The following is a 22,883-nucleotide window of genomic DNA, read 5'->3' on the forward strand; positions in this document are numbered from 1 at the left end:
CTACAAACCTCATAAATCAAACGATTTATGAGGTTTTTTATTTATAAGCTATTTTTTATATAAAACTCGTTTCATGAATTTACAGGTACTTCCTTATTCATTACAGAAAACCAAAGTGGTGGTACAAGCGCCATAACCATTGAGCAAGGGTAGCCGTAAGGTAGTTGCGGACTTTGATCTTTATGCTCTAATATCTGGTATTTTTTTGTGACTTTAAAATGATGATCACTGTGTCTTGTTAATTCATATAAAATGATTCTTCCTGCGCTGTGATTCGAATTCCAGCTGTGTAATTCCGATACTCTTTCATAACGTCCTGATGCGAGCTTTTTACGTTCTAAACCATAATGCTCAATGTAATTTATAGTTTCGAGCAATAAAAGCCCAACAAAACCAGCAAAAACAGCAAATAACAATCCTTGTATACTAAAAAGTATAAAAGTTAGCAGTAAATACAACGCATGCATCAGTTGAAACCATAACATATCATTATTTATACTCCAAAAAGAGGTGTTATTTCTTTTATTTAAATTGTTTTGTATTTGCCAAGCTTGTATATAGGTTCCTGATACTGTTTGGACCCAAAAAGCATATATATTCTGATTTTTTCTTGCCGTTGATGGATCTTCGGGTGTGGCAACATTTAAATGGTGACCATGATTGTGCTCTATAAAAAAATGTGTATAAAAGGACGGAAGAAGTAGTATTTTTGCTAATATTCTTTCGAATTTTTTATTGCGATGTCCTAATTCATGTGCTACATTAATTCCGTTGCTACCTAGAACGATCCCGACGGAGAATACTAATCCGATCCATTGCCAAAGCGGTATGTTTTTAGTTAACAATGTGAGCTGCGCAAAATACAGTAATGAAAAGATAAAAAGCACGTTTACGTACAACATGATGTCGTACAATACTTTTTTACTTCTACTTATTTTTTCCTCTTCATCATAATTTTGACTGTCTTTTGGCAAATATTGCTCTAAAATTGGCAGTAATCCAAAAGTAAATACAGGTGTGAGCCAAGTATAAAAACCAAGTAAATAGATTCCTAATGCTGCTAGTAATGGTAAAATATAGGCGCCAAGATATTTCATGCTTTTTTATTTAGGGATCATAAAATTAGGTATTTAAATTTATTTGTAGAAGTTTTCCGAAAATTAATTTTAATGAGTATTTTACAAACAAATTTAATAGCAGACAAAAGAATATGACATTCTAGCCCATCAAGAAAATTTGAAATAATTTAGTGGTTGATGAAAAGTTAGCGTTTGCAATAAATTGCTCTCGTTTTGTCAGTAAACGAATAGAAAAAATGAATTTATATCTCGCCTTTTACTATAAAATAAACCACTAATAAAGCTGTCGCTAAAGTTAAAATGTAACCTATCCATAAGTTTCTGTTTTTATATTTTTCAGAAATGATATCATGATATGAGCCTTTAAAAATCCAAAAGAAAAAACTGATCTTAATTTTGATATCGAGCAGGTATTTACCTGCGATCACTACAATTGTCATCTAAAAGAAATCTAATAAAACTACCTCTAATTCAGCACCTAAAGCCGCATAATTTCGTGTGGAACTAAAATAATTGTCTTCTGGTAAAGTAACAATTTTATCTTTTACAGGATTTGCATGAATTTTATCTAACTTTTGACGTATAAATTTTTAACCGTTACTTAGTTTTATAAAACTATTATAATACCTAAAAAAAAACCGACTCAATATTAATTTGAGTCGGTTTTTTTTATTGATACAATTAATGAAACAGCATTACTGTATTAATTTTATTTTTGGGGTAATTCACGCGTTAACCAACCACTTTTTCCTGCTGTTGCAATGGCATAAGGTGCAATCCAAAATAAACCAAAAGTGTACAAAACACTGTAAGCATAAGCCCATAATGATTCAGCAGCGCTGTATTTTTTAGCATAGAAAAGTACTGGAAAACTTGAGAAAATTAATATTCCTAATAACGTTGAGCTTAAAAATAATAATGGATGTATTATTATAAAAAACAATGTAAATAATAAAAAAGGGTACGTCATTGCTATTGTTAGAAACTGATTGATGAACAATAATCGTGTTCCAACTTTAGACTCTTCTTTAAAATTTGTAAAAACATATTTAGCCATAGCTAAATTTTCACGAACATTACTACGTCCCCAACGGATGAACATTTTGTACAACCCTTTATATTGTTCTGGTACATCAGTCAATACAATTGCATTGCGTTGAAAAAGTACTTTTTTTCCTTGTTTCAATATCATATTCGTCATTGCGCGGTCTTCACCAATATCTGATGCAGTTCCCATAAATTTTTGGTTGATCCAATCAGGAAGACATTTAAATACAGCTGAACTTCTATAAGCTGCTAAAGCTCCAGGTGTGCACAATACACTACCTAATTGACTTTCAGCAGATCTAACAAATTCAAAACTCATTACGAAACTTACGTTTAACATTTTAGGTAAAATAGCATTTTTGTTATTCAAAACACGCACATTTCCTGCTACAGCACCACAACTTTTGTCAACTATAAATGGACTAACCAAGTTTCTTAAAGTATCTGTTTTTATGATTGAATCACTATCAATTGTTACAAAAATCTCTCCTGTTCCCATATTGAAACCACGGTAAAGGGCATGCCTTTTACCCATGTTTTTTGGTTGTTGAAAAATAACAATTTGGTCACCCAATTCTTGCTTAGCTTTCTTCATCCAATCCCATGTATTGTCTTTACTACCATCATCAATGGCTAGAATTTGAAGCTTATGTTTTGGAAAATCACTATTAGCAATACTTAATAAAGTTTGATACACTAGATTTCCTTCATTATAAGCAGGAACAATCACGGTACAAGTAGGTAATAATTCATCAGTAACTGACTCGATAGGTTTGTATTTAAAATATAAAAAAACATTATAAAGTAAAAACGAAATTTTAAATAAAAGCAAAGCAAGCGTTACTCCTAAAAAAGCTAATCCAAGTGGTGAATTGATTCTACTTTGATTAAAGTTATAAAATTCAGGCTGTAGGATATACACAACAGATGCACCACCAATTAGTAACAACATTGTTGCCGTTAAAATAATGCGATTGGTTAGCATACTTTTAGACGGTTTCGTTTTATTTATAGTAACAGTATCTTCACTAGTAAAGAAAATGCTGTTTGCGTTTAGAGTTTGTGTTTTCATATTGTGTACTTATTTGATTGAGTATTTGTTTTAATCAATTAAGCAACTCTTGTTCCAAAACCTCTAAACACTACAATACAGTGGCTTAAGCTACGGTGCCAATTTTAATAGTGTATACATATTACCCAAAAAGTATCCATTACTCAACATTGTTCCCTGGAAATATTCTTATTCCAGATCGTTATACTACAATTACTATTTGTTTTATTGCTATTGAATAATGAAATACTACCTTATAATAGAGCGAAACGATCGCATTTTGAAATCAACTATTATTTTTAATTTTTATCGAAATCTATAATTTTAATCAAGAATTAGTATTTTTACGATATGATTACAAAGAAAAAAACCAACTGGTTTAGTATGCTGTTTGAATGGAACGGATCAGTGCTACCACAATTATTACCTCGCTTAACAATACTCTTCATTTACACTACTGTAATTGTTTATTTTAGAGATTTTCTACATGAAAATAATTTCTATATCAATCCAGCAATATTTACACTCTTCGGAATCGCATTAGCTATATTTTTAGGTTTTAGAAATACGGTTAGTTACGATCGATTCTGGGAAGGCAGGAAGCTTTGGGGTTCGCTTTTAAATGATACTCGTTCTCTAGCGCGTCAATCACATACGTTAATAGATAGCGATGATTATCAAGAACAGCAAACCCAATTCGTTTTACTCTTATCTGCTTTAGTACATGCTTTAAAACATCAATTAAGAGAGACAAATCCCGACAATGATATGCAGCGTTTACTAGGAAATGGATACGATAGCAAGTTGCAAGCAGCAGTTTTTAAACCTATAATGATTTTGAAAGAACTTGGAATCTGGGTTAAAAATGCAAAAAGAGACGGTAAACTAGACAGTATTACTCAAATTGCTTTTGATGAAAATCTTAATAAATTATCTGCTATAATAGGAGGCTGTGAAAGGATTTCTAGCACACCCATTCCGTATACTTATAGCATTTTGCTACATCGTACAGTTTATATCTATTGCTTTTTATTGCCTTTTGGTTTTGGAGAAAATATGTTGTGGATGATGCCTTTTGTACTTGTTTTTATTGCTTACACATTTGTAGCGCTTGAAGCCATTGCTGATGAACTAGAAGATCCTTTTGGTACGCAGCCAAATGATTTGGCTTTAGATGCCATGTCTAAAATGATTGAAAATACCTTATCAGAAATCAATAATGAAAAAATTGAAGCTATTGTTCCTTCTAATGATTACTATATTACTTAGTTAAGCGTTAAAGCTCCCAGAATTTCTTCGGATAAAAAGGGTCCGCCTGGATATCTCGCGGTGTAGTCTAAGTTTAACCAAACTTGGTCACGTTCATCAATATGATAATGCAGTTGTTTGCCGTAACTTTCTTTAACAAATAATACATTTTTTATCAAATAGTTGACTGTTTCAAGATCATTCATGGTACCAATTAATATTTCCGGATAAATATGCCCTTTAGTATGAATCAGTCGCGGTGTACCGCCAATAGCACGTACTGCAGCCGCCATCAAGATGGAATGATCATCACAATCTCCTGAAAAATAATCTAATGATTCACTTGCCGTAGCAATATAATCTCCGTCTTTAGGATCGTTTACATAATTCCAACGGCCGTTTATTTCTTTAAAAACAGCAAAGCATTGAATAATGGTCCTGTAATCAGAATACCCTTTGACATCTTTGAAATTTTTTGAAGTGGCCATTATAGCAAAATTTCTAACCTTTGGGTTTTTATACTCAATGGCATTCAATATCTTTGACTTATTAGGAAAAGGCAGTAATTTAGAAATAATAATATCCTGCGGAAACGGATTGTCAGACATCGTGTAAATCATCGAGTCGTAATCCTCATATACGCTATTAAAACCGTAATTTCCAAATACGGTTCCATAGAATAATACTAAGACATATATTAAAATACAAATTATAATTATTGTTCTCAACATTCTTAAAATCAACTGTATTACTACAATTAATAATAAAAAAAGCAAAATTCGATCTAGATTGAAAGGCCAATTTAGTTCTATTAAATTTTGATGGGCAACTATAAAAACTGGAATAGCAATAAGAATATTCAAAACAAATATAATCACATCATCCCACGGTTTTTTAACCTGCAGTTTTTGCTTTATATCCTGAAAAGAAATATTTTTAAAGTTTATCATTGTTTACCAAAAAGTGTAAGAACTATAATGTTTTTACAATTTCCTCAAAAGTACCTATTTTATCAATGATTTTAAGCTGAAATAACTGATTTTGGACATTGTTTAACAAATTTTTAGATAATGGATTTTGTGACCAAGTCGTCAAAGCCATCCATTCCTGAATATCAACTGTTTTTTGGTGGTATTTTGTAGCCAAAGCTTCTTCAATATTTGGAATATTTTTAAAACTGTTTGTTTTTTTATTAATGGTATCCAAAATTGTTTTGATGACCTCTGGATGTTGTTCTAAAATTTCCTCACGAACAGCAATTACAAAGCAAGGCCATGGAGTTGGGCAGTCACCAACACGTCTAAAAACACCTTTATCAACTAGAGGTTTAGTCATGAAACGTTCCCACATAAAATAATCTGCAGTTCCCGCAGTCAAAGCTTCGACAGCGCCATCGATGGTATTGATAATTTCAAATTGCAAATCATCTGTATTCCAATTTTGATTTCCAGCATTAACGTAAGCCATTAATTGCGAGCCAGAACCTACTCTTGAAATGGCACATTTCTTATTTTCTAAGTCAGAGATTGTTTTATAAGGCGACTTTTCAGCTACGTGAATTCCCCATATTAAAGGAGAATCAACATAAACTTGCACAATTTTAGAAGGATTGCCAGCAACAATATCCTTAACAATACCTTCAGTTAAGATTACAGCAATATCTGTTTCTCCTGAACGTAACATTTGGCACATTTTACCCGTTCCTTCTGGAACATCTGTCCATTGTAAATTGATGTTTTGCTGTTCAAATTCGTTATTGTCTATGGCTAAATGCCAAGGTAAATTGAAGTGTTCTGGTACTCCAGCTATTTTAATTGTAGTCATGTTAAATCGTTTTATTTTCTAATTCGAACCAAATACACGGAATTTTATTCCACTCAAACTCGTTTTTTGTTTGCATCCCTAATTTTCCCAGAATGTGGCGCGAACCTTTATTATCAATATGTGCCGAAGCATAGATGGTTTTAATATTCATGGTATTGAAACCGTAATCAAGCCAAGCTTTCGCCGATTCATAACCGTAGCCTTTTCCCCAATAGTCTTCGATAAAACGATAGCCTATTTCGTGAAAATTCACATGTCCGTTCTCGGGTTCTGTGATGTACTTTATACCGCACCAGCCTATAAATTGTTTGGTATCTTTAAGAATAACCGCATAGCGACCAATACCGTGCACTACATATTGTTTCCGGATTTTGTTAATATAATCCTGACTTTTATCAATAGTCAGTATAGGGTTTTTGCCCAAATATGTGTGCACATTTGGATTATTGTCTAACGCAAACATTCCTTCGAGATCAGTATCTAGTATTTCTCTTAAAAGAAGCCTTTCGGTTTCGATGATGATCCTCATGGTTATTCATTTTTAGCCCTGATAGGAGCGGCATCTCCCGATAAATAAAAACAAGGCTTTTTTAAGCCGTAGTTTTTATTTATCGGGAATACAGCGGATAGCAGGAAACAGCTCCTAAATAAATTAATTAGTAGCTAATTTGTCTAATGTATAAGCAATTAAGGCGTCGACTGCTTTGTACGGATCAGCACTAAAAGTCCCATTAGCACGATTAGCAATAATTGCGTTTAGTGATAGCGCATGGTGTCCTAAAAGCGCCGAAAGACCATATATTGCTGCCGTTTCCATTTCGAGATTCGTAATGCGATTATTTTCAAATGTGAAGTTGTCCATTTTAGAATTTAAACTTTCATCCTGAATATTAAGACGCAATACACGCCCTTGTGGTCCGTAAAAACCTCCAGCTGTAGCCGTGATTCCTTTGTGCATTTTATCGCTTTCGATTACTTTTTCTAATTTCTCTGAACAAGCAATAACATACGGTTTCCCTTTGCGTAAATCCCAATTGGTATGGCTCACAAAAGCATCTTCGATCGCAACATTGGAGACTTCGTCGATCAAGTAGGAGCGGAGCATGTTGTCAAGTCCTAAACCGAATTTTGACATTACAAAACTATCCACAGGAATATCAGCTTGCAAAGAACCCGACGTCCCAATACGGATGATATTAAGCGAAGTTAAGTTTTCTTTTGGTTTGCGAGTTTCTAGATCAATATTCACTAAGGCATCTAGTTCGTTAATTACAATATCAATGTTGTCAGGGCCTATACCGGTTGACATAACAGTAATTCTTTTGCCTTTAAAAATTCCCGTTTGGGTTTTAAACTCTCTTTTTTGAGTCGAAAATTCTACGCTGTCAAAAAATTGTGTGATTTTTTCCACACGGTTTTGATCGCCCACAAAGATGATGTCGTGTGCAATATTTTCTGGTTTAAGGTTTAAGTGATAAACACTTCCGTCTGGATTTAATATTAATTCTGATGATTGTATCATTTGTTTTTTTTTGTTTTTTCCTCACCCCAGCCCTCTCCAAAGGAGAGGGAGTCAGTGCCGGATTTAGATTTCAATTTTTATTTATATTGTTTTAGTTCCTTCCCTTCGGGAGGCAAGGAGGGGATTATCCACCCACACGTTTAACTTTGAAACCTTTTAGTTTCAATATTTCCATTATTTTATCGCGATAATCGCCTTGTATGATAATAGAATCGTCTTTAAAGGTACCACCAACGCTTAGTTTGGTTTTGATTTCTTTGGCTAAGATTTTAAAATCTTCGTCGGATCCTTCATAGCCTTCGATAATCGTGGTTGCTTTGCCTTTTCTTTTTTCGAATTTACAAATCATAGGTTCTTTTTGAACGTATAATTCATGAGGTACTTCCTCTGGTTGCTCTTCGGGAAGTGGTTCGTGATCTGGGAAAAGATTTTTTAATTGGTCTGCTAAGTCCATAATATGTTTATTTTTGCTTGCTCATGCTTTTATGTCAATGCCAATTATCCGTTAAATGGAACGCGGATGACGCGGATTAAACAGATTGTCACGGATTTTTTTGTTTCTTCTCTGTTTTTTATCTTCTTAATCATACAATTAGATACTGCAATTTAACTATTTTGTCTTCAATAAATTAAATGGAACGCGGATTAAACGGATGGTCATGGCTTTTTTTGTTTTTTATCTGTTTTTTATCTTCTTAATCATATAATTAGATAGGGCAATTCAATTATTTTGTCTTGCTATAACTCAAATGGAACGCGGATGACGCGGATTAAACGGATGGTCACGGATTTTTTTGTTTATTTTCTGTTTTATATCTACTTCTTAATCTTATAACTAGATAGTATATTTTAACTATTTTGTCTATCAATGACTTAAATGGAACGCGAATGATACGGACTTTTCTCTATGATATTATGTCCAGTTTTATTTATAATTGTTTTGATATACTTTTCTAATAAATTCAGGTTTTTTGCCAAAATTTAAAAGTAAGCCAACCTCGCAATCTGTGGATTTTAAATAATTTAATAATTGAAATTCATTTTCTTCAACTAAATAATCTTGTGCTTTCAACTCTAAAATCACCAAATCATCTACGATGATATCTGCGTAATATTCTCCTACTTCAACTTTTTTATAATACACCTTTATCTTTTTTTGAGCTTCTACTTTAAACCCGTTATTTTTAAGTTCATAATACAATGCATTTTGATATACTCTTTCCAGAAATCCATATCCTAATTCGTTGTAAACATCATAAAAATGTTTCAAAACTGACTGAGTTAACTCGCGATGTAAAATACTACTCATAAAATATACTAATGAATTAATAAAAAACTTCACTAAATAATTAATCAGCGAAAATCGGTTTAAATCCGTGTCATCCGCGTTCAATTTTTATATTTCAGTGCTTATTAGCAATAGTAATCAAAAAGAAAAAAGACATCAAGTAAACTCAATGTCTTTTATTACTAGAAGTAAAATTAGGAATTATTTTTTGATTAAACCTAAATCTACTAAACGTTCATATAAATAATCACCAGCGGTAATGTCTTCAAATTGTTTAGGATTTTCTGAATCGATACAGTTTTCTAAACAGTTTAACGGCATATCACTAACAGGATGCATAAAAAATGGAACTGAATATCTTGAAGTACCCCATAATTCTCTTGGTGGATTAACCACTTGGTGAATTGTAGATTTCAATCTATTATTAGTGTGACGCGATAACATGTCTCCCACATTAATAACTAGTTCATCTGGCTCAGCAATGGCATCGATCCAGTCGCCTTCGTGGTTTTGAACTTGTAATCCTTTTCCTTGCGCTCCCATTAACAAAGTGATCAAATTGATGTCACCATGAGCAGCTGCACGAATTGCATTTGCAGGTTCAGATGTAATAGGAGGGTAGTGAATAGGTCTTAGAATAGAATTTCCATCTTTAGCATAATTGTCAAAGTAGAATTCGTCTAATCCTAAACGCAAAGCTAGCGCTCTTAAAACATAAACTCCTGTTTTTTCAAGCATTTGATACGCTTCCTTACCTACAGCATTGAATTTAGGCAGTTCTTTTACCTGCACATTTTCAGGATATTCTGAAGCGTATTTTGAATTTTCGCTCACATACTGACCGAAATGCCAAAATTCTTTCAAATCACCTTCTTTTCTTCCTTTTGCATGTTCTGTCCCAAAAGATACATAACCGCGTTGTCCTCCAATTCCTGGAATCTCATAACTGCGTTTTGTTTCTAATGGTAAAGAGAAAAAATTTCTAATTTCACCATACAGTTCCTCTACTAATTGATCATTTAAAAAATGACCTTTTAGTGCTACGAAGCCAATTTCTTCAAATGCACTTCCGATTTCATTTACAAATTTTTGTTTACGTGCCGGATCATCCGACAGGAAATCACGTAAGTCAACACTAGGAATTTGTTGCATACTTATAAATTTATTTATTAATATAATAGCTATATTAATTTCATTGCCGTAAATGTAATAATTTAATTTGTATTACTTTTTTTATCCAATAACAATTTTTAGTATTCATTAACAGCTATACACTGTATTTATCTGTACCAATAGTTTACTTTTGGCATCTATAATCTTAAAAAAACATCCTTGTTAGATCATTTAAAAATTGCCACAAAAATAAACCACAGTAGCGTTGAGAAGGTATTAGTTCAAAAACTGAAAAACCTCTCTTCACAGGAGCAATATGCTAATTTACTTTTTCAGCTGTACGGATTCTATTTTGAGTTAGAGAAAAAAGTGCACAGCATTATAGATAAAACGCTACTACCTGATATGAGTAAGCGGGTTCATGTTGCCAATTTACATACTGATTTGGTAAACTTAAATCACAGCGTAGCCATTAAAAGTGTAAATAATTATCCTGAAACCATTAGAACTGTTTCTGAGGCTTTAGGTGTTCTATATGTAATAGAAGGTTCTACCTTAGGTGGTCAGTTTATTGCAGGGATGCTAAAAAAGCAATTACCTTCATTAGACGATTCTCAAATAAATTATTTTCTTTCCTACGGTGAAAACACCATGGAAATGTGGAAGCAGTTTAAAAATTCGATACAAGAAACCAAAGTCGAGTTTGATGAAAAAAGCACTTTAAATGCGGCGCAAAACACCTTTAAAGCGTTAGAAAATTGGCTACTACTTAATTAACAGGAAAGTAGAGGTGAATTTTCACTCCTTTCCCTAAAGCCCCATCAGCTGTGATAAAACCATCGTGTTTACTCATTATTTTTTTACATAAAGCGAGACCAATGCCTGATCCATCATAATCTTCCTTGCTATTTAATCTTGAAAATATTTTAAAAATCTTTTCTTTATATTCATTTTCAAAACCTATTCCATTATCTTCAATTTCTATAATATGATAGTGTCTTGGGTGTGAATTTAGAGTAGTAGATTTGTCGCTTATTTTTATAAATAAACTCTCATCTAAACTTTTAAATTTAATTGAGTTATTGATAATATTTGAAAAAAGCTGCTTTAATAAAAAAGGAACTCCGTTAATATTAGGCAATTTTTCTATAACTAAAGTAGCTTTATTAGTTGTAAAACTATCTACTAACTCTTCTTCATTTAACTCTACAAACAAAGCATTTAAGTCTATTATTTCAAAATTAGAATTTTGAGCACCAGTTTTAGTATATTTAAGAATATCAGTAATTAAGTTTTGCATGCGCTCAGCCGAATTCTGCATTTTTAAAATTTTATTTTGGACATCTTCGGGAAGAACTTGTAATTCATTCCCACCTATTAATACGGATGCCATCATTCGTATTTTACGAAGAGGCTCTTGTAGATCGTGTGTACTAATCCAATTGATGTTCTCTAGCTCTGCATTAGTATCTTTAAGAATTTCAGTTAATTTTCGCTGATTTTCTTTATCTTCCTGCATTACAATTGAGCGCAATTGCATTTGTAAAAAATTATAAAAGTTTTCGCAAGCACTCAGTTCTGAGTTTAGCCAAATGCGGCTATGATCTTTAACATTCTCTATGAATTTTGCAAATGATTTTCTAGGAGTCAATTTATCAACAATATTTTCAGTTCCTTTTGTAGGGTTTCCAGCCCAATTAATTTCTTTTATAGTTTGATTGCGGTACCAAATAATACAATCAAAATCGTTATTCAACGAATAATAATTGATACCCGGAAAATGAGAAGAAATAAACGATAAATCGTTACTAATCGAAAACAAAGAATCGGTATAAAAATTATCTTCTTTAACAAATTCAGATAAAAAAAGTGCCAATCTTTTACTGTTTTCATCAGCAGGTGTTTCACCAAATTGATATACTTCATTACCAATAACTGCAGTAAAACCATCACTGTTACAAAGTTCTAAAATAGCTTTATTCTCAATTAACTCTTTAATACCATCTCTACTAATGTCTGACTTTCTTGATGTTAAATTGCGTAATGCTGCATTTGCTTTTTTTGCAACTTCATATTCTTCATTCAATAATCTCACATCAATTTGCGAGGTAATAAAATGACCGTGCAATTTAACTGCTGACTTAATTTCATCACTTAAAAATTTAGGCAAAGAATGATGGCAAGTGATCAAACCCCAAAGCTTATTTTTATGAATCAATGAAATTGTTAGCGTGCTACCCACATGCATGTTTTTCAAGTATTCAATATGAATAGGAGAGACGCTCCTAAGAATTGACATACTTAGATCAAGAGTCTCAAATTTGGCTTCATTTAATTTATATAAAGGAACCGGAATGTAGTTTACATCACCTATAATTCTCAGATGATTTTTAATATACAATTCTCTTGCTTGCGCTGGGATATCAGTATGAGGATAATGTAACCCTAAATATGGTTCTAAAAACGATTCTTTACTTTCAGCAATGACTTCTCCATTGTACTCTTTATCAAAACGATAAACCATTACTCGATCATATTGGGTTATGTTTTTTACTGCAGTTGTAACTACTTGTGCTAAATCAATTAATGTATGTGTATTCTCTATATAACTTAACAATTGTTTAGAGGAATTAAACAAATCATTTCGTTCATCAAACTGTTCATTAAGAGGTTCAAATTCTAAAATTATTTGATCATTGGCAGCATGCATACTAACCAAAAAAATAGTGTTATTAAGTTTGTAGTTAAAGGTTTTTACTTGATTACTGCAATCTATTTTAAAGTCTTGCAGTGAAGCAATCATTTCATTATTAAATAATAAGGAAACTTTTTGTCCTAAAACTTTTTCGTAATTTAAACCTATAAAATTAGAACTATTTTCACTACAAACAGTGATAATAGTTGTTTGTGAATCGATAGAAAGTAAAAATCCATGTGGCTGAATTGCTCCGGGAATATGTATGGGCTCGTCCTCACAATTATTTAAATCAACAAGGCTATTATTAAGAATATTTTTAAAACTCATTACTCTATTTTAATTTATGTAGGCATTTATTTAAAATTATACGTAAAAAAAATTATTAAAATCTACTTGATGATTTTCCCAATCGGTGTTTATAAATGAGGTGATTAACGCAACCAAATCAGTAAAATCAGCTGGTTTTATTACGTAATGATTTGCTCCAAGATTTTGACATTTATTTATAATATATTCTTCTGAACTTGTAGAATACATAACTATTGGGAAATGATTCAATTCAGGATCTTGTCTTATTTCTTCTAATAAATCAAAACCAGATTTAAATGGCATGTTAATATCTAATAAGAGCATTGAATTTTTTACATCATTCTTTTTAATATTTTCAATTAAATTTATTCCGTTTTTAAAAGTATCTAAGTTAATAGGGGTATTTATAGCTTGAGATATTTGTTCAACAGCATCATTGAAAAACATTAAATCATCCTCATCGTCATCTGCATAAAATATTTTAATTTTGTCCATGTACTTTGAAGATTTTTAAAGTGATTAACATAATTTTAAGAATCGTTGACAAAAATAAAAAAATCAAATAAACTATTAGCATAATTTTTTGGTAAAATTAGGAATGTACTAGCTGAAGTAATTATGATTAAATTATTTATAAAAATATAACAATTTTAACGTAAAGTGTTATATTTTTTTATCTTTGAGATGCGAATTAAAGCCATACTAATGAAATTTGAAAGAAAAAATCTCAGTGATGAAATCCTATTGGATTTATATAAAAGAATTCTGAAACCAAGGTTAATAGAAGAAAAAATGCTGATCTTGATTCGTCAAGGAAAGGTTTCTAAATGGTTTTCAGGAATTGGGCAAGAAGCCATATCTGTAGGAGTGACCGCTGTCTTGGACAATGATGAATACATCTTACCTATGCACCGTAACTTAGGGGTATTCACTGGTAGGGATATTCCTTTGTACCGCTTATTCTCGCAATGGCAAGGAAAAGCCAATGGTTTTACCAAAGGTCGTGATCGAAGTTTTCACTTTGGAACACAACAATACAAGATTATAGGAATGATTTCGCATTTAGGACCGCAATTAGGGGTTGCTGACGGAATCGCTTTAGCAAATAAATTAAAGAAAAACGGAAAAATCACTGCTGTATTCACTGGGGAAGGCGCTACATCCGAAGGCGATTTTCATGAAGCGTTGAATATTGCTTCGGTTTGGGAACTGCCTGTATTATTTGTTATAGAAAACAATGGTTACGGACTTTCAACTCCTACAAACGAGCAATACCGCTGTGAAAACCTTGCAGACAAAGGCAAAGGATACGGCATGGAAAGCCATATTGTAGATGGAAATAATCTTTTAGAAGTTTATACTCTTTTGTCTGAATTGAAAGCTTCTATGAAAATTAATCCACGTCCTGTTTTATTAGAATTTAAAACTTTTAGAATGCGTGGTCATGAAGAGGCCAGTGGTACTAAATATGTTCCGAAAGAATTAATGGACCACTGGGCAATAAAAGATCCCGTTGAAAATTACAGAAAATTTCTAAAAGAAAATAAAATATTAACAGAAGAATTTGACGAAAGTCTTCGCGCCGAAATCAAGAAAGAAATTGATGATAGTTTGGCTATAGCCAATGCAGAACCTGAAATTGAAGCTACATTAACTGAAGAGTTAAATGATATTTACAAACCGTTTGTATATGAAGAAGTTAAGCCTAAAACAGAAAAAGTAAATATTCGTTTTATAGATGCTATTTCTACTAGTTTAAGACAATCTATGGAACGCCACGACAACTTAGTGATTATGGGCCAAGACATAGCCGAATATGGTGGAGCTTTTAAAATCACGGACGGATTTGTTGCACAATTTGGTAAAGAACGGGTAATCAATACGCCTATTTGCGAGAGTGCTGTAGTATCTGCAGGAATGGGATTATCAATCAATGGATATAAAGCAATTGTAGAAATGCAGTTTGCCGACTTTGTTTCGACTGGATTCAATCCTATTGTGAATTTATTGGCTAAGTCGCATTACCGCTGGTTAGAAAAAGCAGATGTCGTGGTGCGTATGCCTTGCGGCGGAGGGACTCAGGCAGGACCGTTTCATTCCCAAACAAATGAGGCTTGGTTTACTAAAACGCCAGGTTTAAAGGTGGTTTACCCAGCTTTTCCTTATGACGCCAAAGGTTTATTGAACGAGGCTATCAATGACCCAAATCCAGTTTTATTTTTTGAACACAAACAATTGTACCGTTCTGTTTATCAAGAAGTGCCAAAAGACTATTATACTTTGCCTTTAGGAAAAGCAGCTTTATTAAAAGAAGGTAATGAGGTAACTATCATTGCTTTTGGTGCTGCTGTACATTGGGCATTAGATACTTTAGATAAAAATCAGGAAATCTCAGCTGATTTATTAGACCTAAGAACATTACAACCGCTTGATACTACTGCTATTTTTGCTTCTGTAAAGAAAACAGGAAGAGTGATTATCTATCAAGAAGATTCCTTATTTGGTGGTATTGCCAGCGATATTTCGGCAATGATCATGGAAGAATGTTTCCAGTATCTAGACGCTCCCGTAAAACGAGTTGCCAGTTTAGATTCGCCTATTCCGTTTACAAAAGCCTTGGAGGATCAATATTTGCCGAAAGGCCGATTTGAAAAAGAATTACTAACGCTTTTAACATATTAAAACAATCAAAATAAAAACTAATTTCCCTTATTGATTCCGTATCAAATAAGGGATTTTTTTTTCATTTAAAAAGGATACTAGAATAGTGCTTGCTACAAAGCATTTTTTTCTATCTTTATTTTTTTTAAAATATACCACTATGAAAAAAATAATATTCTCTTTTATATTCCTTAGTGTACTTGTTTCTTGCAAAAAGAAAGAAGAAGTCATTAAGGCTGAAAATCTAGATTTAAAATTCGAAAAATATAAGGAAAGTTTCATCACAAACCTCTGGGATGTCTATCCTGATTGGGCTGCTAACCAAGGATATCATAATGGAGATAGTATTTTAGTTGTACCTGATTCTGCTTACGCAAAAAGGCAACTGGATTTTGCTCACATACAATTAGATTCATTGCGTGCTTATCCTTTAGAGAAACTTTCGGATAATAATAAAACCGACTTACATCTAATTCAAAATCAGTTACAGAATACTATTTTTAGAATTGATAAATTAAAATCAGACGAGTGGAATCCTTCTGAATATAATGTCTGTGGCTCTTTTGCCGAAATATTAAATGGAAAATACGACTCTTTAGAAGCACGTTTACATAGTTTTAATATAAAAATGAACAGCATTCCTGCTTATTATGAAGCAGCCAAAAAGAAAATTAAAAATCCTACTTTAGAGCACACTTCATTGGCTATAGCCCAAAATTTAGGTGGTATTTCCGTTTTTGAAAAAGAATTGATTGCTGCTTTAAGCAAAAGTAAATTAAGCGTTACTGAAAAAGACGAAATTAAAGCAAAAGCGAAACTTGCAGTAGCAGCAGTAAAAGAATATGTTGACTGGTTGAAAGAATTAGACAATACCACACCGCGTTCTTTTAGATTAGGAGCTGATTTGTATGCAAAGAAATTTGATTTAGACATTCAGTCGAGTTATGAAGTCGATTCTATTTATAAAAAAGCGGTACATCATAAAAAAGAATTGCACCAAAAAATGTTTATAATTGCTGACCGTTTATGGGAAAAATACAATAAAAAAGAAGTTAAACCTCTAGATAGTTTAACGTTAATAAAACTAGTAATTGATAAAATATCAGTTCAACATACAACACCAGCTAAATTTCAATCGGAAATTGAAAAACAAATTCCAGAGTTAGTTGCTTATGTCAAAGAGAAAGATTTGTTGTATATCGACCCTTCAAAACCTTTAGTTGTTAGAAAAGAACCTAGTTATATGGCTGGTGTTGCTGGTGCGTCAATCTCAGCGCCCGGACCGTATGATAAAAATGCAAATACCTATTATAATGTAGGAAGCATGTCAGGATGGTCATCAGAAAAGTCAGAAAGTTACTTAAGAGAATACAACGATTACATTTTACAAATTCTAAATATTCACGAAGCAATTCCAGGTCATTATACACAATTAGTTTACAGCAATCAATCACCAAGTATCATTAAGGCTATTCTAGGAAATGGCGCTATGATAGAAGGTTGGGCAGTTTATACTGAGTTGATGATGCTTGAAAGCGGATACAAAAACTCTGATGAAATGTGGTTGATGTATTACAAGTGGAATTTAAGAACAACGTGTAATATGATTTTGGATTACAGCGTACATACTAAAAACATGAGTCAGGAAGATGCTATGCATTTGTTAATTAATGAAGCATTCCAACAACAAGCTGAAGCAGAAGGAAAATGGAACCGTGTTACTTTATCACAAGTACAACTTAGTTCTTACTTTACAGGATATACTGAGATTTATGATTTTAGAGAAAAACTAAAAAAAGAGCAAGGTGAACAATTTAATTTGAAACAATTTCACGAGAAATTCTTGAGCTATGGTAGCGCTCCAGTCAAATATATAAAAGGATTGATGCTGCAGGAAGTAAAAAATAAAAAGAAGTAAAAATTAAAAGACCCAATTAATAACGCTAATTGGGTCTTTATCTTTACTCTAAAAATAGCCTAATATCCAGTAAATAATTATAAATAGGAGGATAGTACCAAAGCATCCACCACCTAATTTTTTGGCTCCCCAGCCTGCGAGTATTGTTTTAAAGAATCCGTTCATGGTTTAAATTTTTGGTTAGTATTTCTATTTTTTGTTAAAACTACCCCAATTAAATGCAGAAATCTTCATTACAGTATAATGTTGAAATAAAATCTATTAATTTTGAAAAAAAATGAAACAGTTCTATAAAGTGATACCAATTTTAATTTGATTATGAAAATACATTTTACAGCAACATAATGACCCAAAACATTTAAAAGATTTTGCAGCTATTGCAAAAGATTTACTTACTGAGCCTTTTAAAGTATATAAAACAACTCAAATTGCTTAAATTATACTATTTCAGAATTAAGATTGTATAATATAAATTCATCAAAAATTAATTTGTTTACCATAATGAAGCCTTTAAATGAAAAGAATATTCTCAAAGATGCCACTATAAATAAAGTGCAATTTGATAAAGAATGGTTTTATAAATTTGACGATATTGCTTTTTATCTAAAAGAAGATTTAACTGAAGTCGATTGCATTTATTTACCAATGATGATTGATGGCCAGCAAGAATTTGTTAAATGCTGCACTTATGAAGATATTATAAGAGGACGCAAAGAGTTTAAATAATACCAATTTAATTTTAAAAATTTATGTAAACCAATAATGAGATTCAATTCTTGTTATTGGTTTTTACTATTTAGTGATGTACTGAGAATCGCTTAAATTATTATTTTACACACATTGGTTCAAATATGCGATTTTGAGTATCATTATATTTCCACGAAAGGGAAAAGTAAAAACTTTTTTCAATTATACAAAAATGGCAAAGAAGTATTTAGTGAAAATCCATATGAGGGATTAAATTAAAATAAGTATTTTTAATCCTTAATCAACAAACTATGAAAGAAGAGGCAATAAAATTTATTACTGAAATAATAAAACCGTGGGAAGAACTAAATATAAAATTTTCAACAATTGTTTCAATGAATCCTAATATAAATGATTTTATAACTTCCGCAAATGGGCTAACGATATCAATTAAACATATGCCTGAGAATGTTTTACAAGCTGACCCAAATCAGTTAGCGAAAGAAAATAAAGCGTATGAAATAATTCATGACTTAGGCGATTCCATTAAACATGGACAATTAAGGAAACAAGCTAGACAATGTTCAATAAGCGTATCAACTATGTTTGAAAGAAGTCCAGATGCAACGTATAGATTTTTGCGAAATAGAATTACAATTATACATAATACTTACGGTAAAATTGATTTTATGGAGTGTGCTATTGAAGCTTCAAAATTTGTCGCAGAAAAACTTGATGTTCGAACAAATTGGAATCCTCAAATAATTAACCGTAACGGAGAATTTTCTAATGAAATCAATATTCATGCTAGTTGTGAAAATCAAGTATATTGGACTGGTAATGCTTTAGAATTTGTTGAATATGATGCAGATGGAAATTATAAAAATGTTGATATGAATGGACAAGTATTATTTAGTCTGACTATTGATGATAACTTAAGTATTGGTGAAATAACAAAATAGATAAAATAAATAAGCCCCAATAAAACGGGGGTTTTTTATGTTCAAAATTTTTCTGTTGTAAGATTTGTATAATTAGAATAAAAGTGTACATCATTACAAAACGAAAGTTCTATGATAGAAAGGAATGACAAAGCGTTGAAAACCAATATATTAAAGTTTTTAAAGCATGTATAATGTGAACTATAATTTATATTATGTAAAATAGAAAATGATAAAACCTCCCTACTGTTAACATTTAAGTCAATAATCAATTTTTTAAACAAAATCCTAAAACACTTTAAAAACATTGAAAAAAAATCACTGAATAACTGCTACAATAAATTATAGCGTAGAATTTATATTAAAAAACGTTTTATCGATAAATTATAATCATACAACAGATTCTACAGTAAAAACCATAAAATATTTACTAATTTTGTTTTTATTAAACAACTAATGTCTATGAATACAATTGCGAATAATATTGCTGATTTTTTAAAAGAATATGCGCCATTCAATCATTTAACTTTTGAAGAGTTAGCAACTATTGCTACAAACATTCGTGTTGTTAATTTAGAAGTAAATAAAACGCTTTTTCAAATAAACGATTCTTTACATGATAGTTTTTATGTTGTAGCGTCAGGTTTGGTTAATTTATCTGTAATTGCTGATGCTGAAGAAAACATTTTAAATAAATGTCATGAGGGCGCTATTTTTGGACTAAGACCTTTTTTTGCTAAAAATAATTATACAATGACAGCAAAAGCACGCGAAGAAAGTGTTGTTTATGCCATTCCAATAGCCGTATTTAGACCTTTTATAGCTGAAAATACAGATGTTTTGAATTTTCTACTTGAAAATTTTGCTATAAATACTCGCAATTCAAAAGATAAAGAAAGCATGCACAACAATCAGATTTCGGATTCTGTTTTTTATACGGGTCAAACTTCTGAAATGCAGTATTTTCAAACACTATCTTATAATAACAGCCCACTTATTGTTGCGCCATTGACATTGGTTCAGGAAGTTGCACAATTAATGGCCGAATCAAAAATTACTAGTGCTATTATTTGTAAAAATGATTTACCTATAGGGATTGTAACTGATAATGACTTGTCGGCTAAAATAGCTACGGGACGTTTCCCTATTTCGGCTTTAATTGACAAAATAATGGTTTCTCCGGTAATCACCGTTTTAGAAAATGTTTCTTTGGCAGAAGCTCAACTTCTAATGCTTAAAAATAACGTTTCTCATTTGTGTGTTACCCAAGACGGATCAGATAAATCTATTGTTAAAGGCGTAATTTCTGAACATGATTTAGTTGTTGCTCAAGCAAATAATCCTGGCGTTTTAGTCAAAGAAATTAAACGTTCACAAACGGCTAAAGAATTAAAACAAATTCGATTAAGATTAGCCGATTTGATTCAACACTCGATTCAAAAAAACATACCGCTCACACATGTTAATAATATTGCTAGCGAAATTACCTTTGCGTTACTAAAACGTGCAATTGAATTGTCTATTTTAGAATTAGGCTCCCCTCCTGCTCGATTTGCATGGTTAAGCATTGGTAGTCAAGGGCGTAAGGAACAATTATTACCCACAGATCAAGATAGTATATTAATTTTTGAGGATGTAATACCTGAAAAATATAGAGAAGTAAAAGATTATTTCTTGAATTTAGCTAAGAAAGCAACTGAAATTCTTGAAAAAGTAGGTTATGAATATTGTCCAAACGGGCACATGGCCAGTAATACTTTATGGTGTAAATCATTAACTGATTGGATTAAACAATACCATAACTGGATCAATACTCCCGGAGAAAACAGTAATGATTTAGCGAGTATTTTCTTTGATTACGAAATTGTTTATGGAGAACAAAAAATTGAAGATGCTATTAATAATGAGGTTTTTAAAAATGTAGAAAATAATACCTTATTTTATGACTTTTTAGGTAATGATGCTTTAAGAAAAAATGCGCCACTTAGTTTCTTTAAAAATTTCAACGTAGAAGAAGAAGGTCCTAATAAAGATAAATTTGATATTAAAACACTCGCTCTTATGCCACTAATTGATGGTGCACGTTTGTTTACTTTGAGTTTTAATATTAAAGGAATCAACAACACCTACATACGCTTTAAGCAATTAGCGATGACTGATCCTAAGCATGCTGAAACATATTTAGAATGTGCTGAAGCCTTCTTAGTTTTATCAAAAATTAGAGCTCTTGAAGGTCTTAAAAATGATACATCTGGACAGTATATTAATCTTGAAGAATTATCAAAAATTGATAAAGACAAATTAAAAAATGCTTTGGCTCCAATGCGTGATTTAGAGGATTTGATAAAAGATAAATTTCAACTAACACAATTTTCATAATTATGCTAGACTGGCTTAAAAATATTAATAAAGAGTATCCTGAATTTTACAAGAATTACTTGGCTAAATTTGGTAAAAAGTCCAATAGGTATGTAATCCTTTCTATAGAAACTTCTGGATTGAATCCAAAAGAAGATGTTATTCTTACAATTTCTGCTTTTGCTGTGGTAGATGATAGTATACTGATTGGCGATAGTTTTGAAAACATATTGTTGCAGTATAAATATTTTCATGATAATAAACTTTCAAATGAATTTATTATTGAAAGTAAAATGGAAAAATTAAGCGAACCAGTAGCTATTCAAAATTTGATTGAATACTTAGGAAACGCTGTAATCGTAGGACATCATGTTGATTTTGATGTTGAAATGATTAATGCTGCGTTAGAAAAATTAGAATGTGGAAGATTAAAAAATGAAGCTCTTGACATTGATATTATGTATCGCAAACTTCAGGATATAACTGACAAAGAGTTTTCATTGGATGAATTATCAGAAGCATTCAAAATGCCTATTAGAGATCGTAATTCCTCTGCTGAAGATGCCTACCGAATTTCATTATTGTTTTTAAAGCTAAAATCTAGATTGGGATTAAAATAGTCATAATGCTAATGAAATAATCGCTTTAAATCTGCCATGATGACTTATTGAAACAGGATTTTTTTCTTTAGTTATTGGGTTTGTTAAATAAGGTATTCCCTTAATTTTTAAAACTAAGTTTCTATTTGACAAATCAATTATTTGATTAAAATATTCCTTATTTGTTACAGCAATTGTATGAATTTCATCATTTTTAATTGTCGTTTTTGTACAATAAACAGTACCATTACAGTGAACTTCTCCACTTTTTATATCTTGATAATTACAGCTCAATTGTAACGGAATATAAGCTCGTATTCCAGTTTCTCGATTATAAATTTTATAAGCTGCTTCCTTCCTACTCCAAAGATTCCAAACCATAATCTCTGGATTTTCAGCTTTTAAAATTAAAGACTGTTCATAATCTGTGAATATTTTTTGTAAAAATCGAGGACGATTCCAATTACTCTCTTTTTTGGCCAAAGCCAAATCTATAATATCATTTCCTATCATAAATAATTATTAAAAATCAATATAATA

At 31.5% G+C, this 22,883-nt stretch carries 20 protein-coding genes; 8 read left to right on the forward strand and 12 right to left on the reverse strand.

What is annotated here, in order from left to right:
* Nucleotides 1–71: 71 nt before the first annotated feature.
* Both ACVEGE_RS17270 and ACVEGE_RS17275 read right to left on the reverse strand, forming a co-directional pair.
* Nucleotides 72–1,097: an alkane 1-monooxygenase gene (locus ACVEGE_RS17270; protein ID WP_192501800.1), complete on the reverse strand. Its 1,026-nt coding sequence runs from the start codon at nucleotides 1,095–1,097 to the stop codon at nucleotides 72–74.
* Between the two features lie 691 nt (nucleotides 1,098–1,788).
* Complete coding sequence (locus ACVEGE_RS17275) at nucleotides 1,789–3,198, reverse strand: glycosyltransferase family 2 protein (protein ID WP_192501799.1); 1,410 nt, start codon at nucleotides 3,196–3,198, stop codon at nucleotides 1,789–1,791.
* A gap of 330 nt (nucleotides 3,199–3,528) precedes the next feature.
* Here ACVEGE_RS17275 and ACVEGE_RS17280 point away from each other — a divergent pair, with 330 nt between their 5' ends.
* Nucleotides 3,529–4,446: a bestrophin family protein gene (locus ACVEGE_RS17280; protein WP_192501798.1), complete on the forward strand. Its 918-nt coding sequence runs from the start codon at nucleotides 3,529–3,531 to the stop codon at nucleotides 4,444–4,446.
* Here the strand turns inward: ACVEGE_RS17280 and ACVEGE_RS17285 are convergent.
* The 7 genes from ACVEGE_RS17285 to ACVEGE_RS17315 all read right to left on the reverse strand — a co-directional run bounded on the left by ACVEGE_RS17285 (nucleotide 4,443) and on the right by ACVEGE_RS17315 (nucleotide 10,211).
* A complete protein-coding gene (locus tag ACVEGE_RS17285) occupies nucleotides 4,443–5,375 on the reverse strand; it encodes a transglutaminase (RefSeq protein ID WP_173852282.1) in 933 nt (310 codons plus the stop codon). The two genes, ACVEGE_RS17280 and ACVEGE_RS17285, sit on opposite strands and share 4 nt — an antisense overlap.
* 22 nt (nucleotides 5,376–5,397) lie before the next feature.
* Nucleotides 5,398–6,249: a substrate-binding domain-containing protein gene (locus ACVEGE_RS17290; protein ID WP_192501797.1), complete on the reverse strand. Its 852-nt coding sequence runs from the start codon at nucleotides 6,247–6,249 to the stop codon at nucleotides 5,398–5,400.
* 1 nt (nucleotide 6,250) lies between these two features.
* Nucleotides 6,251–6,778 (reverse strand): GNAT family N-acetyltransferase, encoded by a 528-nt coding sequence (locus ACVEGE_RS17295; protein WP_192501796.1) that lies wholly within the window; start codon nucleotides 6,776–6,778, stop codon nucleotides 6,251–6,253.
* Between the two features lie 123 nt (nucleotides 6,779–6,901).
* Nucleotides 6,902–7,771: a nucleoside phosphorylase gene (locus ACVEGE_RS17300; RefSeq protein ID WP_192501795.1), complete on the reverse strand. Its 870-nt coding sequence runs from the start codon at nucleotides 7,769–7,771 to the stop codon at nucleotides 6,902–6,904.
* A 124-nt stretch (nucleotides 7,772–7,895) separates the two neighbouring features.
* Nucleotides 7,896–8,225: a translation initiation factor gene (locus tag ACVEGE_RS17305; RefSeq protein WP_192501794.1), complete on the reverse strand. Its 330-nt coding sequence runs from the start codon at nucleotides 8,223–8,225 to the stop codon at nucleotides 7,896–7,898.
* Nucleotides 8,226–8,696: 471 nt separating this feature from the next.
* The gene (locus ACVEGE_RS17310; RefSeq protein WP_173852292.1) at nucleotides 8,697–9,080 is read right to left on the reverse strand and encodes a GxxExxY protein; all 384 of its coding nucleotides are present in this window, start codon (nucleotides 9,078–9,080) and stop codon (nucleotides 8,697–8,699) included.
* Between the two features lie 180 nt (nucleotides 9,081–9,260).
* Complete coding sequence (locus tag ACVEGE_RS17315; protein WP_192501793.1) at nucleotides 9,261–10,211, reverse strand: isopenicillin N synthase family dioxygenase; 951 nt, start codon at nucleotides 10,209–10,211, stop codon at nucleotides 9,261–9,263.
* Between the two features lie 180 nt (nucleotides 10,212–10,391).
* On the opposite strand from ACVEGE_RS17315, the gene ACVEGE_RS17320 reads away from it, so the two are divergent.
* Nucleotides 10,392–10,949 carry a biliverdin-producing heme oxygenase gene (locus tag ACVEGE_RS17320; protein WP_192501792.1) on the forward strand — a complete coding sequence of 186 codons (558 nt, stop codon included), beginning with the start codon at nucleotides 10,392–10,394 and terminating at the stop codon, nucleotides 10,947–10,949.
* Here the strand turns inward: ACVEGE_RS17320 and ACVEGE_RS17325 are convergent.
* Entirely contained in the window at nucleotides 10,942–13,197 is a 2,256-nt protein-coding gene (locus ACVEGE_RS17325) for an ATP-binding protein (protein WP_192501791.1), read from the reverse strand. The genes ACVEGE_RS17320 and ACVEGE_RS17325 overlap by 8 nt on opposite strands.
* 36 nt (nucleotides 13,198–13,233) lie before the next feature.
* Nucleotides 13,234–13,674 (reverse strand): response regulator, encoded by a 441-nt coding sequence (locus ACVEGE_RS17330; RefSeq protein ID WP_192501790.1) that lies wholly within the window; start codon nucleotides 13,672–13,674, stop codon nucleotides 13,234–13,236.
* A 210-nt stretch (nucleotides 13,675–13,884) separates the two neighbouring features.
* On the opposite strand from ACVEGE_RS17330, the gene ACVEGE_RS17335 reads away from it, so the two are divergent.
* The 6 genes from ACVEGE_RS17335 to ACVEGE_RS17360 all read left to right on the forward strand — a co-directional run bounded on the left by ACVEGE_RS17335 (nucleotide 13,885) and on the right by ACVEGE_RS17360 (nucleotide 22,364).
* Nucleotides 13,885–15,861 (forward strand): alpha-ketoacid dehydrogenase subunit alpha/beta, encoded by a 1,977-nt coding sequence (locus tag ACVEGE_RS17335; protein ID WP_192501789.1) that lies wholly within the window; start codon nucleotides 13,885–13,887, stop codon nucleotides 15,859–15,861.
* A 139-nt stretch (nucleotides 15,862–16,000) separates the two neighbouring features.
* Nucleotides 16,001–17,758, forward strand: coding sequence for a DUF885 domain-containing protein (locus ACVEGE_RS17340; protein WP_192501788.1), 1,758 nt, complete (start codon nucleotides 16,001–16,003; stop codon nucleotides 17,756–17,758).
* Between the two features lie 501 nt (nucleotides 17,759–18,259).
* On the forward strand, nucleotides 18,260–18,484 hold the full coding sequence (locus tag ACVEGE_RS17345; RefSeq protein WP_192501787.1) for a hypothetical protein: 225 nt from the start codon (nucleotides 18,260–18,262) through the stop codon (nucleotides 18,482–18,484).
* 272 nt (nucleotides 18,485–18,756) lie between these two features.
* A complete protein-coding gene (locus ACVEGE_RS17350) occupies nucleotides 18,757–19,407 on the forward strand; it encodes a hypothetical protein (protein ID WP_192501786.1) in 651 nt (216 codons plus the stop codon).
* A 441-nt stretch (nucleotides 19,408–19,848) separates the two neighbouring features.
* Nucleotides 19,849–21,765, forward strand: coding sequence for a DUF294 nucleotidyltransferase-like domain-containing protein (locus tag ACVEGE_RS17355; RefSeq protein ID WP_192501558.1), 1,917 nt, complete (start codon nucleotides 19,849–19,851; stop codon nucleotides 21,763–21,765).
* A gap of 2 nt (nucleotides 21,766–21,767) precedes the next feature.
* Nucleotides 21,768–22,364 carry a 3'-5' exonuclease gene (locus ACVEGE_RS17360; RefSeq protein WP_173852310.1) on the forward strand — a complete coding sequence of 199 codons (597 nt, stop codon included), beginning with the start codon at nucleotides 21,768–21,770 and terminating at the stop codon, nucleotides 22,362–22,364.
* Here ACVEGE_RS17360 and ACVEGE_RS17365 read toward each other — a convergent pair whose 3' ends face one another.
* Nucleotides 22,365–22,856 (reverse strand): 4'-phosphopantetheinyl transferase family protein, encoded by a 492-nt coding sequence (locus ACVEGE_RS17365; protein ID WP_192501557.1) that lies wholly within the window; start codon nucleotides 22,854–22,856, stop codon nucleotides 22,365–22,367.
* Between the last annotated feature and the right edge of the window lie 27 nt (nucleotides 22,857–22,883).

It is taken from the genome of Flavobacterium sp. PL002, assembly GCF_054165825.1.